Source organism: Saccharothrix espanaensis DSM 44229 (assembly GCF_000328705.1).
Classification (GTDB): domain Bacteria; phylum Actinomycetota; class Actinomycetes; order Mycobacteriales; family Pseudonocardiaceae; genus Actinosynnema; species Actinosynnema espanaense.
The window spans coordinates 2,484,319-2,499,629 of sequence record NC_019673.1; the positions used below are offsets into that span (position 1 = coordinate 2,484,319).

The following is a 15,311-nucleotide window of genomic DNA, read 5'->3' on the forward strand; positions in this document are numbered from 1 at the left end:
TGAAGGCGGGGGATCAGTGGGTGGTGTCCAACTGGCGTTCGACCCGTTCGGCGTCGGCGGCGCGGTCCTGTGCGCGGAACAGTTCCAGCGCTTCCCGCCACACCGCGCGCGCCAGGTCGGGACGGCCCAGCGCCAGGTGCGGGTGGCCCAGGTCGTCGAGGGTGTTGGCGACGCTGAAGGTGTTGCCGTGGTCCCGGTACAGGGTCAGGGCGCGCTCGTAGTGGTGGACGGCCTCGGCGTGCGCGCCGGTGTGGTGGGCGATGTAGCCGAGGCTGTCCGACGCGGCGGCCTCGCCCGCCTGGTCGTCGTGCCGCCGGTAGAGGGCCAGGGCGGCCCGGCAGTGGTCGCGGGCCGTGTCGTACTCGCCCAGTTGGGCGGCGTACCAGCCGACGTCGTTGAGGGCGTCGGCTTCACCGACCGGTTCACCCAGCGCCCGGAACAGGTCCAGGGCGCGCACGGAGTGCTCCAGGGCGCTGCGGTTGTCGCCGGACAGGTCCCAGACGCCCGCCAGGACCCGGTGGTTCTCGGCCTGCTGCATGGTGTCGCCGTGCCGCTCGGCCAGCGCCAGGGCCTCGCGCAGGTGGCCGATCGCCTCGTCGTGGCGCAGCAGGTTGGAGTAGGCCAGGCCGACCAGCCGGTGGGCCAGGACGTGGTCGGCGGGGTCGGGCAGGTGCTCGGCGGCGGCCAGCCCCGTCCGCCACGTCGCGAGCTGGTCGTCGCGGTGCCCCCGGCGCTGCTGGAACGTCGTCAGCGTCCACGCCAGCAGCCACACCAGCCGGTGCCACCCGGCGGCCTCGGCGGTGCGCTGCGCGGCGAGCAGCGCCCGGTGTTCGGCGTCGAACCACGCCACGGCCGCCGGCACGTCCGGGACCGGCTGCGGGCGCACGCCCGGCGCGGGCGGCTCCCGGTGGATCGCGGGCCGGTCCGGGTGCAGCAGGACGGCGGCGGCGTGGGCGGTGTGCGCGTAGAAGTCCAGGACCCGCCGCAGGCCCGCCAGGCGGGTGCGCTCGTCGAGGTCGCGTTGGGCGATCCCGGCGGCGTAAGCGCGGATCAGGTCGTGCATGTGGTACCGGCCACCGGTGTCCTGGGTGAGCAGCGACGCCTGTTCCAGGCCGCGCAGCACGGCTTTGGTCCCGCGCGGTGACAGGCCGGTGAGCGAGGCGGTGGCGGGCAGGCCGATGTCGGGGCCCGGCGCGGTGCCCAGCAGCGCGAACGCGGCGGCCTGGTCGGCCGGCAGCGCGCGGTAGGACCAGGACAGGACGGCGGGCAGGCCGGCCGTCGGGTCGTCCTCGTCCAGCGCTCCCAGACCCAGGTCGCGCAGCTCGTCGGCGAGGGCCGCCAGCGGCTGGTCGAGCTGGGTGTGGGCGCGCGAGGCCACGATCCCCAGCGCCAGCGGGAAACCGCCGCACAGCCGGATCAGCTCGGCCACCGCCGCCGGTTCGGCCCCGACCCGACCCGAGCCCAGGCGGGCGGTCAGCAGCGCGCGGGACTCGTCGTCGGACAGCGCGTCCAGCGGCACGTGCCGCGCGCCGTGCCCGGCGATCAGGCTCGGCAATCGCCGCCTGCTGGTGACCAGGACCGTGCACGAGTCGCCGCCCGGCAGCAGCGGGGTGACCTGGGCGGCGTCGGCGGCGTTGTCCGCCACGATCAGCATCCGCTGGTCCACCACCAGGCTGCGGAACAGGGCGGCCTGGGCGTGCGGCTCGACCGGCAGCCGGGTCGGCTCCACGCCGAGCGCGGCGAGGAACCCGCGCAGCGCGGCGGCCGGCGCCATCGGCGTGCTGTCCGGGCTGAACCCGCGCAGGTCCACGAACAGCTGCCCGTCCGGGAACCGGTCGACGTGCCGGTGCGCCCAGTGCAGCGCCAGCCAGGTCTTGCCGATGCCGCCCGCGCCGGCGATCGCCGAGATCACCACGGTGCGGCCGGCGCTGCCCCGGTCCAGCGCGGCGGTGAGCGCGTCCAGCTCACGGCCCCGGCCGGTGAACGGGCGCGGTGCGGCGGGCAGTTGCCGGGGCACCGGGGCCCGGGTGGTGCCGGGCCGCTCGTCGTCGTCCACGATCCGCCGGTGCAGGTCGCGCAGCGGCGCGGACGGGTCGGTGCCCAGCTCGTCGGCCAGCCGCCGGCGCAGCCGCTCGTAGTGCTCCAGCGCGTCCGCCCGGCGGCCGGCGCGGTGCAGCGCCGTCAGGTACTGGCCGGCCACCCGCTCGTCCAACGGGTGCCGCGCCGCCCGTTCGGCCAGGTCGGCGACCAGTTCCCCGCCGCCGCCCGCGCGCAGCACCACGTCGACCAGGTCGTGCTCGGCGGTCAGCCGCTCCCGGCGCAGCCGGACCCGCTCGGCCGCCGCCCAGTCGCCGGTCAGCCCGTCCAGCGGCTCGCCGCGCCACAGCCCCAGCGCCTCGGTCAGCGACGCCGCGTCGGCCCGCCCGGCCAGCTCGCGGAAGCGGTGCAGGTCGACGTCCCGGTCGTCGCGCACCACGAGGGCGTAACCGCCCGAGCGGCGGACCAGGTCCACCTCGGCGGAACCGGCCAGCGCCTGGCGCAGCCGGGAGATGTAGCTGTGCAGGGCGGCCGGGCCGCGCCTCGGGGTCGCCGCGCCCCAGACCCGCTCGACCAGGGTGTCGAGCGGGACGACCCGGTTGGCGTCGACGGCCAGCGCCGCCAGCACGCAGCGCTGCCGGGCGGGCCCGAGGTCGACCGGCCGCCCGCCGACGTGCGCGGTCACCTCGCCCAGCAGGCCGAACCGCACCTCCATGCCGCGTTCGCCCCCTCGGCGAGACCGTGTCGGCGACCCGGACGGGTACCAGGTCCAACCTAGTCGCCGCGCCGGGGCAACGGCACGACCGCGTGACGAGTCTTCACGGTAGAAGCACATTCACCTCTGGGGAGGACACGTGCACCGAGCACGTTGGGTGGCGGCCGCCGTACTGGCCGCCGGATTACTGAGCCCGGTGGTCGCGCAAGCGGCCCCGGTGATCGCGCCGCAGGACGCGACCATCACACTGATCACCGGTGACAAGGTGGTCGTGGACGGGGAGGGGGCGCTCGTCCGGGTCGAAGGCCGGCCGGGCGCGCGGTTCGTCCGCTACGTGCGCGACGACCACCAGTACGTCGTGCCGGAGGACGCCCTCGACGCGGTGGCGCAGGACCGGCTCGACCGCCGGTTCTTCGACATCACGGCGTTGCGCGACTTCGGCTACGACGACGCCCGCACCGACCGGATCCCGTTGCTCACCAACGGACTGCGCGCGGCGAGCGCCATCCCGAAGGCGGAGGCGGCACGTCGGTGGGCCGAGCGCGCCACCGGTGCCCTCGGTGCCGACAAGCTCTGGCTCGACGGCAAGGCGCGGGTCGCGCTCGACCAGAGCGTGCCGATGGTGGGCGCGCCGGGCGCGTGGCAGGCCGGGTTCGACGGCGGCGGGGTGACCGTGGCGGTGCTGGACACCGGCTACGACCAGGAGCACCCGGAGCTGCGCGGCGTCGTCACCGCGGCCAAGGACTTCACCGGGGAGGGCATCCAGGACAACGACGGCCACGGCACGCACGTCGCGGCCACCGTCGCCGGGCGCGGCGGCCGGTACACCGGGGTCGCCAAGGGCGCGAACCTCGCCGTCGGGCGGGTCTGCGGGGCGTTCGACTGCCCGGAGAGCGCCGTGATCGCCGGGATGGAGTGGGCCGCGCGCGAGGTCGGCGCGAAGGTGGTGAACCTGAGCCTGGGCGGTGACCAGAGCGACGGCTCCGACCCGCTGTCGCAGGCGGTCGACCGGCTCACCGCCGAGACCGGCGCGCTGTTCGTCGTGGCGGCGGGCAACAGCTACACCTACCGCAAGGTGTCCGGTCCCGCCGCGGCCGACGAGGCGCTGGCCGTCGCCAACCTCACCAAGCAGGGCGCGCTCGCCGAATCGTCGTCGCGCGGCCCGAGGTACGGCGACTACGCGGTGAAGCCCGACATCGCCGCCCCCGGCACGGACATCGTCGCGGCGCGGGCCAAGGACACCCTGCCCGGACAGGCCGTGGACGAGCTGCACGCTCGCTTGACCGGCACGTCGATGGCCGCCCCGCACGTCGCCGGCGCGGCGGCGATCCTGGCGCAGCGCAACCCGACGTGGACCGCGCGGGAGCTCAAGGCCCAGCTCATGGCGTCGGCCCAGGGCGTCGCGGACTCGGCGGACCACGTCGGCACCGGGCTGCTCGACGTGCGGCGCGCCGTCGAGCAGGGGGTGCGCGCGGACGTCGGGAGCCTGTCGTTCGGGTTGCTGGAATGGCCGCACACCAACGTTTTCGAGAAGACCGTCACCTACCGCAACGACGGTGACCAGCCTGTCACGCTCGAACTGCGGCACGACCTCGGGGCCGATTTCACCGTGCCGTCCAACGTCGTGGTGCCCGCGCACGGCACCGCGCCGGTCGTCGTGCGGCTCGACCCGGCCAAGGGCAACGGCATGTTCTTCGGGCACGTCAAGGCTTCCGCGCCCGGCATCGCCCTCACCACCGCCGTCGGCGCGTACGTGCAGGAGGAGCGGCACGCGCTGACGGCCAAGGTCACCGGCCGCGACGGCAAGCCGCCGCTCAACGAGCACCTGCTCGTGGTGGACCTGAACAGCGGCCAGTCCAGCGTCCTGCTGTTGGACGCCGACGGCGTCGGCACTGTCCGGCTGCCGGTCTCCGACTACGCCGTTCTCGGCCGGGTGGAACAGTATTCGGCACTTCCCAGCTGGTACGCGCCGGTCTCGATCACCGACGTCGCGGGCAAGGTGTCGCTGGGCAGGGACGTCACGGTCGAGCTGAAGGCCGGCGACGCCAAGCCGATCGAGGTCGACCTCGCCGACGACCGGGTGCGACCGCTGCACCGCGACGTCGATCTGAGCGTGCCGATGACCCCGAGCAAGAACTCCGGCGTGGGCAGCTCGGTGGAGGGGTCGACCCCGGTGTACGGCCTGGCGTTCGGCGATCCGTTGCCGCAGTTGACCTACGCCACCACGGTCAAGGCCGCGCAGCCCCGGGTGTCGTTGCGGGAGTTCGGTTTCCCGGTGCGCTACGCCGACTCCAGCCCTTACCTCGCGCCCGGCGCGCACAAGCTGCGCACGGCCAAGCGCGACGGTGACGTCAAGGGCGCGCTCGTCGTCACGGACCTCGGTGCGGACGACATCTACACCGTCGCCCAGCAGTTGAAGGACGCCGGCGCGGCGGCCGTGCTGCTGCTCGGCCCGCTGCCGCTGCCGGGCGAGCCGCCGACCGCGCTGCCCGTGCTGTCCGCCGCCGACCACGCCGCGGCGGACCTGGTCCGCCAGATCGGCCGCCAGGTCACGATCGCCGCCGTCGACACCTCGCCGGTCAGCTACAACCTGTTCTACCCGGAGCAGGGCGCGCTGCCGGCCGGCCGGACGTACCGGGTCGAGCGCCGCGACCTGGCCGAGGTCCGGGCGGAGTACCGCTCCTCCGGCGCGGACGGCCTGGTCCGCCAGCGCCTCTACCCGATGCGGTCCGGGGTCGCCGCGCGCAACCTGGCCGCGGTGATGGACGAAGCGCTGGTCGCGCCCGCGTCCCGCACCGAGTACTACAGCGCCGGCGGCGGGATCGGGTGGTACCAGGAGGGGTTCGTCGGCCGCATGTTCGGCACGGACGCGCGTGACCCGCTGGTCGGCGTCTGGTCGGACGTCGAGCCGGCGACGTTCGCGCCCGGCAGGCGGTACCAGCGCACGTGGGGCGCGGCGGTCGGGGCACCCCGGTTCGACACGACGACGGTGGTCTCGTGGGCGACCGGCGGCGGTGTTTCGCGCGTGGGCAACAGGATCGAGGCCGCGGTGTCGCCGTTCGCGACCTCCCGCGCGGTGGAATCGTGGGTGCGCACCGGGTTCGGCACCATGGAGCTCAAGCGTGACGGCGTTTCGCTCGGTGTCGCCTGGGACCCGTGGCGGGGCCGGTGGGAGGTGCCCGCTGAGGCCGGCCGCTACGAACTCGCGCTCACCGCGTCCCGTGGCGCACCCCAACTGGAGTTGTCGACGAGCGTCCAGACGACGTGGGGCTTCACCAGCGACGGCGCGACCGCGCGACCGCCGCTGCTCCAGGTGGGCTACAACCTCCAGCTGGACGTCCGCAACAGCGCACGGGCGGGCACACCGCTGCCGGTCAAGTTCACCGTGACCCGGCAGGCCGGGGCGGGCAAGGCGACCGTGCGGGAGGTCGAAGCGTTCGCGTCGTTCGACGACGGGCAGAACTGGGTCCCGGTCCGGTCCGTCGTGCCGCGCGGCGGCAAGCCCGGTGACCACGTGTCGCTGCGGGTGGTCGCGTCCGACACGGACGGCAACACGGTCGACCAGACCGTGCTCAGGGCGTACCGGCTCCGGGCGTGACGCGCGCCGGTGGGGGCCGTGACAGGCCCCCACCGGCCACTTTCCTGGCGTCGCGCCGGCCGACTCTGACAGACTCGCGGCGTGAGAAGCATGCTCCGCGTGGGGACGGTAGTGCTGCTGCTCGGTGTGCTGTCGGCGTGCATCGTGCACGGCACCAAGGGACGGGCCGCCGCGTACACCAGGTGCATGCGCGACAACGGCATCCAGTTGACCGAGGCGATCGTCCGCTCCGACGGCACGGCCAAGATCGGCACCTTCCCGCCGGACACCGACGCGGAGCGGTTGAACGCGGCTCGCGGCGCGTGCCGCAAGCACGCGCCGAAGAGCTACACGAACCGCCAAGACCCCCGCGCCAAGGTCAACAACCGGAAGCAGGGCGTGTGCCTGCGCAAGCGCGGTGTGCCGGGCGGACTCCGCCGCGCGCTGGGTTCCGGCTACCGGTTCAACCCGGAGTGGCGGGAGGCGGTCATCCTCTGCGGCGACGCTTACACCTACCTCGAGCCAGGGCACGACGGCGTCGGCAACTGAGCCCCCGCGCCTCGGCCGGTGGCACGCTCAGCCGCACCGCCACAGCGTCGGGCTGGGGTAGGACGCCGAGCCGACCACGCTGCGCCCGCCGATGGTGCCGTTGTCGGCCGAGACCTCGACGCTCGGCTTGGCGGTCAGCCTCGCCGTCACGGTGTTGAGCTGCCACACCGCGTAGCTGCCCGCAGTGGACTCCGACCAGCCGACCGCCTGGCCCGAGCGGTTGATCGACGACAGGTCGGCGCTGGTCGCCGGACGGGACGGGGTGCCGTTCTGGTCCCACAGCACGCCTTTGCCGTCGTACCCGGACGCCGGGTAGGTCTCGCCGACCACGCGGCCGTTGGCCAACCCGTTGCCCCGCACGGTGGTCGTGTCCGGCGGGTTGACGAGCTTGCGGGCCGTGCCCGACTTCCACAGGTACAGGGCGGTGGCGCCGTAGGACTTCTCGCGCGTCGGGTAGTGCTCGACCAGGACCGTGCCGTCCTGGTCGATCGCGGTGGCCTTCGCCTGCCCGGCGGACGGCAGCCCGGTCAGCTTGACCGGCGCGGAACCGTTGGCGGGCCACAGGACCGGCGTGTAGACCGGGTGCGGCGCGGTGTCCGGCGGGACGCTCTGCGCGCTGCCGACGACGTCGCCGCTGTCGTTGATCCCCTCGGCCCGCGCGCCGGTCGCGCCGGCGGGCAGCGGCAACGCCTCCAGCCGGCCGTTGTTCGAGCGGAACGCCTTGGGCCCGGCCGCCCACCCGACCACCGTGCCGTGCCGGTTCACCCCGGTCACCACGACGTCGCTGCCCGCGCCCGCGAGCTGCCCGAGGTCGGTGACCTGGCCGTTGGACCAGCGCAGCGCGCGGGCGCTGTAGGACCAGCCGCTCTTCACGACGTAGCCGTAGCCCGCGTAGCCCCCGACGCTGTCGGCGGCCGTGACGGAGCCGCCGGGCAGCCCCGCCGGCAGGGGCAGGTAGCTCGCCGTGCACGTCGCCGCGGACCCGGACCCTGACGCGGACCCGGACGGCGCGGCGGACGTGGATGGGGTGGTGAACGCGGCGATCAGGACGGCCGCGAGAGCCGCGGCGGCGGTGCGCTGGAGGGTCATGGTGCTCCTCGGGAGGTGGTGAACTCAGACCGGATCACCGTCTGGCCGCTGCCTGACCGCCGGCTGACCGCCCGCTGATCGACCCCCGGTGACCAGCCCGTCGCGGGCCGTCGCCGGGGTTGGCGCACAGGTGAGGAACCCGCGGGTGCGCTGCCCGGCGTTGGCTAGGGTGGCCGGGTCGGCGTGAGCCTTTCGGGCCGGCAGCCGCAGACGTGCCCCGGGGGACGAGTACCGATGCTGACCGAGTTCCTGCGCGACCAGTGCTTCACCACGGCCTGGTTCGGGCTGATGGCCTTCGTGTGGTTCGGGTGGTCCCAAGAGGACCCGCCGCGCGCGTGGCGGGTCCGGCTCGGCGTCGGCTCGGGGCTCGGCGTCGCCTTCGCCGCCGGGTTCGGCGTCCTGACCGCGCTGAACTGGAGCCAGCCGACCGCGTTGCAGGGCAAGTACGTCTGGTTCGGCGTGCTGGTCGCGGCCGAGGTCGTGCTGGCCGGGCTCGGCTGCCTGCTGCTGGCGCGGCGCGGGCAGTCGCGGTGGATGGCCTGGTGGGTGGCGGTCGTCGTGGCGGTGCACTTCCTGCCGTTGGCACTGTTCCTGAGCGATTTCGGCGTGGCCGCCGTGGGCGTCGCGCAGCTGGCCGCGCTCGGGTGGGCCGTGCCCCGGCTGCGCGCGGTCACCACCACCAGCAGTCGCCTGGCCGGGCCGATCATGGGCGTGAGCCTGCTGATCAGCGCGGTGATCGGCGCGGCGCTCGCGCTGCCGAACCTCTGAACGGCTGTTCGGGAACCTTCGTCATCTGCCCGACCAGCCCTGGCTCACCGGACGGGGTGGACGTTCCGTTGGACACCGCCGCCGGCCGCGACAAACGCACCGCCCGCTCCCTGCTGCGCCGCGTCCGCGACCGCGTGGGCGGGCGACTCTCACCGGCGTAGTTCCTCAACAGCCACCGAAACGGCACGCCGTCGAAAACCCTGACTGTCGCAAACCCCAACGGCCGGTGGGAACACGAACGGCCCCGGGGAGACCGGGGCCGTTCGCGGCAGGGGCACAGGGGTCAGAGGGTCAGCGACCAGCTGTCGACCGTGCCGGTGTCCTTCGCCGCCGCGTCCTGCACCCGCAGCTTCCAGGTGCCCGCGCGGGACTCCGTCGACAGGTCCACCGCGACCGAGCCGGTCACGTTGTCGGCGCTGTCGTTCGCGTCGGCGTTCTTGATCCGGTACGCGCTGCCGTCCGGCGCGATCAGGTCGATGACCAGGTCGCCCCGGTAGGTGTGCAGGATCGACAACGCCACCGAGCCGGTGGCCGACGCGGTGCCGGTGCAGGTGCTCGCGATGGAGCTCTCCACCGTGCTGTTGTCGGCGATCGCCACGTCCGTGCCGTTGGACAGCGTCGCGCAGGTCGTGCCGCCGCCCAGGGTGGCGCCGGACTTCAGCGTCCACGTGTCGAGCCGGCCGGTGTCGTTGGTCTCGACGTCCTGCACGCGCAGCTTCCACGTGCCCGCCGCGGCCTTGCCGGCCAGGTTCACCGAGAACGTCTTCACCAGGTTGTCGGCGTCGCCGCCGGCCTTGTCGTGCAGCACGTACGCGGCACCGTCCGGCCCGATCAGCGAGACCACCAGGTCACCGATGTAGGTGTGCGGGATGGTCACGTCGACGGTCGCGCTCGCCGACGCCGTGCCGCACCGCGCGTCCAGGGTGATCGGGCTCTCCACGGTCGCGTTGTCGTTGACCGTGTAGTCCGTGTCGTTGCGCCCCTCGCAGCCGGTGGGCGGCGGCGTGGTGCCGTTCATGAACGCGGTGTACAGCAACCGGTTCGGGGAGCTGCCGATGCCGGTCAGCTTGCCCGGCGTGGAGTTGGTGACCAGCGCGTCGCGCACGGCCGCCGGGGTCGCCGACGGGTTCTGCCCCAGGTACAGCGCCGCCGCGCCCGCCACGTGCGGGGACGCCATCGACGTGCCGGTCATGGTCGCCGAGCCGGTGGTGCCGGTGTGCGACGCCGAGACGATGTTCTCGCCCGGCGCGAACAGGTCCAGGCACGTGCCGTGGTTGCTGGACGAGGACCGGGCGTCGTTCCGGTTCGAGTTGCCGACCGTGACGGCTTCGGGCACGGCCTGCGGGCTGTAGTAGCAAGCGTCGTCGGTCGAGTTCCCCGCCGCCTGCACGAACTGGACGCCACTGGCGATCAGCGCCTTCACCGCGTTGTCCACGGCGACGCCCGTGCACCGCTGCGAGCAGCCGATGCTGTAGTTGACGACGGCGGGCTTGACCCCGTTCGCCTTGACCCAGTCGATACCCGCGATGATGTCGTCGTTCGAGCCGGAGCCCCCGCAGTCGAGCACGCGGACCGCGTGCACGGTGGCCTTCTTCGCGATGCCGTAGGACGTGCCGGCGGCCGTGCCCGCGACGTGCGTGCCGTGGCCGTGGCAGTCCTGCGGGGTGGTGTCGTTGTCCACGATGTCCGCGCCCGCGCCGATCCGGCCGGAGAAGTCGACGTGGTTGGCGTTGATGCCGGTGTCCAGCACGTACACGTGCGCGCCCTGGCCCGGGTTGGCCGGGTAGCCGAACGAGCTGTTCAACGGCAGGTCGCGCTGGTCGATCCGGTCGTCGCCCCAGTTCGGCGGGTTGGTCTGGGTGTCCAGGGCGACCACCCGCTGGGCCTGTTCCACCGAGGCCACGTCCGGGTCGCCGGCGACGGCCTTCGCCTGGGCCGGGGTCATCTCGGCCGAGTAGCCGTTGATGATCTCCAGGTGGTGCCGGACCCGCCCGCCGTGCTTGCCGGTGACCGAGGCCGCCGACCGGGTGCCGCTCTTGAGCTTGACGATGTAACGATCCTTGATCGCGCCGGGCGCGTCCGCGCCCAGGATCGTCACGTCTGCGGACGCCGGGACCGCAGCGGTGGCCGTGGCGACCGCTGCGGCGGCCACCATCACCGCCGCCCGCAAGAGTGTGTTCTTCATTCTTGCCGGATTCCTCACTGTGCAGGGAAGGAGCGCGCACGACCGAACCGGCCGGCGGCCCGGCTCGACCTCTGAAAATTGTGCGCGCCGGAATACTGCCAGCCCGTTCGTGGTTTGCAAAGGGTCGCGCGGCTTATCCCTGTTAAAGCTTAAACCGGTTCCCGGCTAACAGTTGAATCACCACTCCCAGCGAATCCCGAACGCGCCCGCGCCCAGGTCGAGCCCAAGCGCGTGCACGGTGTAGGAGTCGTCCCAGGTCAGCGGGCGCACCAGGTGCCGGTCGCCGATCTCGGAGAACTGCTCGCAGCGGGCCGGCAGCGCCGCCGGGTCGAACCGCACCTCGATCAGCAGTTCCCGGGTGGGCATCCGCGTGCGCCGCTCGTGATTGGTCGCCGGAACCGTGCCGACTTGCTCGATCTCGTACTCCACGATGATCGTCTCGTGCCGTGCCAACGGGCGCGGGAATTGCAGTTCCGCGGCCGCCAGGCCGGAATCCTCGTCCCGGTTGAGGGCGACCACGGACAGGTTGCGGGTGGGCACCAGGATCGGCGGCGGCTGGGCGTCGGCCCAGAACAGCAGCACGATGCTGCTCACGCCGTCCTCCTCGGCCCGCAGGATGTGCCGGGTCCACTGCCGGCGCTCCGCGCGGTCCGGGCCGATCTCCACCCGGGAGACGATGCTCAGCCGGGTCAGCCGGGTCTCGTCGCGCGGCCCGAGGCCGTCCAGCGCGCGGTGCCGCGACCGGGCGTCCGGCCACATCTTCGACATCGGCTCGGCGGTGGGCGTGCGGTGCGCGAGCCGCCCGCGCGGCCGGGGCGCGTCCAGCAGGCCGGCCAGTTCGCCGCCGCGCAGCCCCAGGTACCGCTCGACGTTGCGCAGCGCCGCCAGCGACACCGCCCGCTCGGGCTGGCTGCGCCCGGACTGCCAGTAGCTCAGGGTGGCGAGGCTGACCGGGGTCCCCTGCCCGCGCAGGTGGTCGGCCAGCCGTTCCAGGGTCGCGCCGCGCTGCCGGATGGCCCGCCGCAGCAGTTCGGCGAACGGGCTCAGGCGGGTACCGGCCGACTCTGGCACCCACCGGACACTAGTCCGCCCGGTCCACGGATTCCAGCGTCGTCCGGCGCATCCGGCACCGCGCGCGGTGATCGTCCGGGGTGGTCCTGCGCGGTGATCGTCCGCAGTGGTCGTCGGCAGTGGTCGTCGGGGGCGGGCAAGGGTGCGGACGGCCGTGGTCGAGCCGTGCGAACGGGCCTATCCATCGCCTGCGCCCAACCGGAAGGCTCGGATCGTCACGGTTCGTCCGACTCGCTCGCCGGGACCTCCCGAGGGCTTGGAGAGAGGCGTTCACAGATGCGGAGACAGGCTCTCCGGAGGGTCACAGCGCTCGCCGCGACCGGCGTGCTGGTGATCAGTCCACTGGCGGTGGGAACGGCGTCGGGCGCACCCGCCACCCCGCCCGGCGCCGCGCCCGGCGTCATCGGTGCGTCGGCCGTCCAAGGCGACACCCACGGCGACGGCGACGTCGACAACCGTCCCGGCGCGACACCGCCGACCGACCGGCAGGTGGCGCTCGCGGGCGACCGGGGCACGACCGTCCGGTGGAACCGCTACGGCGCACCCGCCACCCTGGTCCCGCGCGCCGACGTGCAACGGCGCGACGCGGGGCAGGACCCGGTGGCGGTCGCGCGCGGCTACCTGGAAGACAACCGCGACCTGTTCGGACTGGCCGCCGGGGCGCCTGCCGCGATGCAGGTCGTGGTCAGCCGCCCGATGGGGCAGGGCTCGTACGTCATGCTCCGCCAGGATTTCGGCGGCACACCGGCGCTGCTGGACGGACTGGCCACCTTCGGCATCCGGGACGGCGTCGTGGTCTACCTCAGCTCCACGCTGAGCCCGACCCGCGCCGACCCCGAGCCCGCCACCCTCGCCCCGGACCGGGCGCTGGCCGCCGCGACCGCCGACGCCGGCCTCGCGAACGCCGCCACGTCCCGGGTCCGGCTGGGCGCGGTGCCCATGCCGGACGGCCCGGCGCGCGCGGCCTACCAGGTCGTCCTGGTCGGCGGCGACGAGTCGCACCCGGCCGGCTACACCAGCTACGTCGACGCCCGGACCGGCGCGCTGCTGGTCCGCGAGGACCTCGTGGACCACGACTCGGACAACCCGGAGTGGGACGTCTTCCCGGCCAACCCGCCGGCCGACTACTCCACCCGCGACAACCGCGTGACGTGGTGCCTGGTCAAGGTGCGCGGCTGTGAACGGGCGGTGCGCACGGCCGACCGCGGTGCCGCCTGGGACGCCGACGCGACGGGCTCGTCCAAGACCTCGGCGGGCAACTCCGGCCGTGCCACCGAGAAGTGGGACGACCTGGCCGGCGGCACGGTGGGCACCCGCACCGCCGCCGCCAGCCCGTCGCGCGAGTACACCTACCCGTGGACCAACCAGTGGCACGAGAAGCGCTGCGACCCGGCGGTGTTCGACACCCCGCAGCAGAACGACATCGACGCCGCGCTGACCAACCTGTTCGCCATGCACAACCGGATGCACGACTGGTCCTACCACCTCGGGTTCACCGAGGAGACCTGGAACATGCAGGCGGACAACGGAACCCACGGCGGGCTGGGCGGCGACGCCGAGCGCGGCAACGCGCAGGCCGGCGGTCGGGTCGGCGGCGCGCCGCCGGGCTTCCCGTCGCGCAACAACGCCAACCAGATCACCCCACCCGACGGCGTCGCGCCGACGACGAACATGTACCTGTGGCAGCCGGTGCCCGGCGCGTTCTACGGCCCGTGCGTCGACGGCGACTACGACATGTCGGTCATCGGGCACGAGTACGGCCACGCGATCAGCGGCCGGCTCATCGCCGGTCCGGACAGCGGCTGGTCCGGCGCGCAGGCGGGTGCGATGAACGAGTCGCATTCGGACCTGTTCGCGGTGGAGTACCTGTACGAGTACGGTTTCGTGCCGCGCGGTGACACCCGGTACGTCGTCGGCGGGTACGTCACCGGCGACGCGAAGTCCGGCATCCGCAACTACGACCTGAGCCGAAGCCCGCTCAACTACAGCAACGTGGCCTACGACCTGGTCGGCGCGCAGGTGCACGCGGACGGCGAGATCTGGAGCGCCACCAGCTTCGACGTGCGCAAGGCGATGATCGAGCGCTACGGCAACGGCACGCCCGCGCGGCAGCGGGCGTGCGCCGACGGCAGGCAGCCGGTGGAGGAGTGCCCCGGCAACCGGCGCTGGATCCAGCAGGTGTTCGACTCGTTGCTGCTCAACGCTTCCGGCGCGGTGAGCTACGTCGACATGCGCGACGCCACGATCGCCGCCAACGAGGTCCGCTTCGGCGGCGCGGACGTCCCGCTGCTGTGGAACGCCTTCGCCCGGCGCGGCCTGGGCCAGGGCGCGGCCAGCAACGGCCCCAACGACCAGGACCCGACGCCGAGCTTCGCCTCGCCGCACGCCCGCAACGCCACCCTGCGGCTGGCCCCGAACGACGCCAAGACCCCGGTCCGGCTGTACGTGGGCGACTACGAGGCCCGCTCGACCCCGGTGGCCGACACCGACCCGGCCACGCCGCTGCCCGACACCGTCCAACTCGCCCCCGGCTCCTACCGCTTCGTGGTCGCCGGTGTGGGTTACGGCAGCACCCGCCTGCGCCGCACGGTGGAACCCGGCGAACGCGACACGATCCGGCCGCCGAGCACGCGCAACCTGGCGTCCAAGGCGCTCGGCGCGACCGCGGCCGGCGACGGCGTGAACCTCGACAAGCTCATCGACGACACCGAGGCGTCCGGCTGGGCGGCGCTCGGCGCGCCGGTCGCGGGCCGGTCGGTCCGGGTCGACCTGGCCGGCACCGAACCGCAGCGGGTGGGACGCGTGCAGCTCAGCGCGTTGCTGCGCCCGGCGATCGACCCCGATGCCGACCCCGGCACGCAGAGCCGGTTCACCGCGGTGCGGCAGTTCGAGGTGTTGGCGTGCACCAGCGCGTCCGGCGCGAACTGCGACAGCGCGGCGTCCTACCGGAAGGTGTTCACCAGTCCCGCCAACGCCTTCCCGGCCAACGGCCCCCGGCCGACCGCCTCGGACCTGACCCTGCGGTCGTTCCACATCCCGCCCACCAAGGCCACCCACCTGATGGTCCGGGTGCTGACCAACCAGTGCACCGGCGCACCGGAGTACGCCGGCTCGCAGCACAACGACCCGCGCTCGACCAGCGACTGCGCCACCGGCAACCCGGCGGCGGCGCAGGCCGTGCGGATCGCCGAGTTCCAGGCGTTCCGGAACTGATCGACGCGCACGCCGTCCGGGTGCTCTCGACGCACGCGGACGGCGTGCGTCTCGCCGTGCTTGACGGTGTGTAGTCGATCGTTCTACGTTCGGTGGCGGCCGGCTGT

General features: G+C 73.6%; 8 protein-coding genes. 4 read left to right on the forward strand and 4 right to left on the reverse strand.

From position 1 onward, the window contains the following. Positions 1 to 13: 13 nt before the first annotated feature. A complete protein-coding gene (locus tag BN6_RS11425) occupies positions 14 to 2,752 on the reverse strand; it encodes an AfsR/SARP family transcriptional regulator (RefSeq protein WP_015099780.1) in 2,739 nt (912 codons plus the stop codon). A gap of 139 nt (positions 2,753 to 2,891) precedes the next feature. Between BN6_RS11425 and BN6_RS41805 the strand changes: the two genes are divergently transcribed. After that, complete coding sequence (locus tag BN6_RS41805) at positions 2,892 to 6,350, forward strand: S8 family serine peptidase (protein WP_015099781.1); 3,459 nt, start codon at positions 2,892 to 2,894, stop codon at positions 6,348 to 6,350. Between the two features lie 99 nt (positions 6,351 to 6,449). Next, positions 6,450 to 6,878 carry a hypothetical protein gene (locus BN6_RS11435; protein ID WP_148302834.1) on the forward strand — a complete coding sequence of 143 codons (429 nt, stop codon included), beginning with the start codon at positions 6,450 to 6,452 and terminating at the stop codon, positions 6,876 to 6,878. A gap of 27 nt (positions 6,879 to 6,905) precedes the next feature. Here BN6_RS11435 and BN6_RS11440 read toward each other — a convergent pair whose 3' ends face one another. Then, positions 6,906 to 7,967, reverse strand: coding sequence for a hypothetical protein (locus BN6_RS11440; RefSeq protein WP_015099783.1), 1,062 nt, complete (start codon positions 7,965 to 7,967; stop codon positions 6,906 to 6,908). 234 nt (positions 7,968 to 8,201) lie between these two features. On the opposite strand from BN6_RS11440, the gene BN6_RS11445 reads away from it, so the two are divergent. Beyond that, complete coding sequence (locus tag BN6_RS11445; RefSeq protein ID WP_015099784.1) at positions 8,202 to 8,735, forward strand: hypothetical protein; 534 nt, start codon at positions 8,202 to 8,204, stop codon at positions 8,733 to 8,735. Between the two features lie 283 nt (positions 8,736 to 9,018). On the opposite strand, the gene BN6_RS11450 is transcribed toward BN6_RS11445, so the two are convergent. Both BN6_RS11450 and BN6_RS11455 read right to left on the reverse strand, forming a co-directional pair. Continuing rightward, a complete protein-coding gene (locus BN6_RS11450) occupies positions 9,019 to 10,920 on the reverse strand; it encodes a S8 family serine peptidase (protein WP_015099785.1) in 1,902 nt (633 codons plus the stop codon). A 177-nt stretch (positions 10,921 to 11,097) separates the two neighbouring features. After that, positions 11,098 to 11,991, reverse strand: a complete 894-nt coding sequence (locus tag BN6_RS11455) for a helix-turn-helix domain-containing protein (protein WP_015099786.1) — start codon at positions 11,989 to 11,991, stop codon at positions 11,098 to 11,100. 276 nt (positions 11,992 to 12,267) lie between these two features. Between BN6_RS11455 and BN6_RS11460 the strand changes: the two genes are divergently transcribed. Continuing rightward, entirely contained in the window at positions 12,268 to 15,204 is a 2,937-nt protein-coding gene (locus tag BN6_RS11460) for a M36 family metallopeptidase (protein ID WP_015099787.1), read from the forward strand. The last annotated feature ends 107 nt before the right edge of the window (positions 15,205 to 15,311 follow it).